The 791-nt window shown below is 82.8% G+C and carries 1 protein-coding gene; it reads left to right on the top strand.

All coding sequences use genetic code 11. The annotated features are described in order from the left end of the window. Positions 1-166: 166 nt before the first annotated feature. Positions 167-760, top strand: a complete 594-nt coding sequence (locus ACRYR7_RS25590) for a DoxX family protein (RefSeq protein ID WP_432575206.1) — start codon at positions 167-169, stop codon at positions 758-760. The last annotated feature ends 31 nt before the right edge of the window (positions 761-791 follow it).

Raw genomic sequence — 791 nt, 5'->3', positions numbered from 1 at the left:
GCGCGGCGCGGGCGCCCGGGGGGGCGCCGGCCCCCCCCCGCGCCCCCCCCCCCCCCCCCCCCCCCCCCCCCCCCCCCCCCCCCCCCCCCCCCCCCCCCCCCCGGCGCGGGGTGGTTGAGTGTCGCAGGACACGGGGCGAGCGCCCCCGACCGAGGAGGACGAGACGGTGAGCAGCACGGTGAGCAGCACGGTGGGCGGCGGCAGGAGCGACCTGGCGCGGCTGGTCCTGCGCCTGGGCGTGGGCGGCACGCTGGCCGCGCACGGGGCGCAGAAGCTCTTCGGCGCCTTCGGCGGCGGGGGCCTGCAGGGCACGGAGGGCGCGATGCACGCCATGGGCTTCCGGCCCGGGCGGCGCAGCGCGCTGCTGGCGGGCCTGGGCGAGACGGGCGGCGGGGCGCTGCTGGCCCTGGGCCTGGCCACGCCGGCCGCGGGGGCGACCGCGGCGGCGACGATGGCCGCGGCCGCGACGGTCCACGCGCCCAACGGCTTCTGGGCCACCTCCAACGGGCTGGAGTACCCCGCGGTGCTGGCGCTGGTCAGCAGCGCGCTGGCGGTGGCCGGCCCGGGCCGCTACTCCGTGGACCACGCGATCGGGCACGTGCTGGACAAGCCGTGGATGCCCGCGGCGGCGCTGCTGGCCGCCGGGGCGGGCGCGGCCTGGACGATCCGGCAGCGGCAGGCGGCCGTGGCCGCGGACGCCGGCGCGCAGGGCTCCGCCGACGCGCCGGCCGACGCGCCGCAGGACCCGGTCGCCTCCTGAGCACCGGCGCCCCGGGTCCCGCACGGGACCC

Origin of the sequence: Kineococcus gurbantunggutensis, assembly GCF_050871925.1 — a bacterium.
Taxonomy (GTDB): Bacteria; Actinomycetota; Actinomycetes; order Actinomycetales; family Kineococcaceae; genus Kineococcus.
The sequence above is the reverse complement of the archived record's forward strand: the minus strand, read 5'-3'. Positions and strand labels throughout refer to the sequence as shown.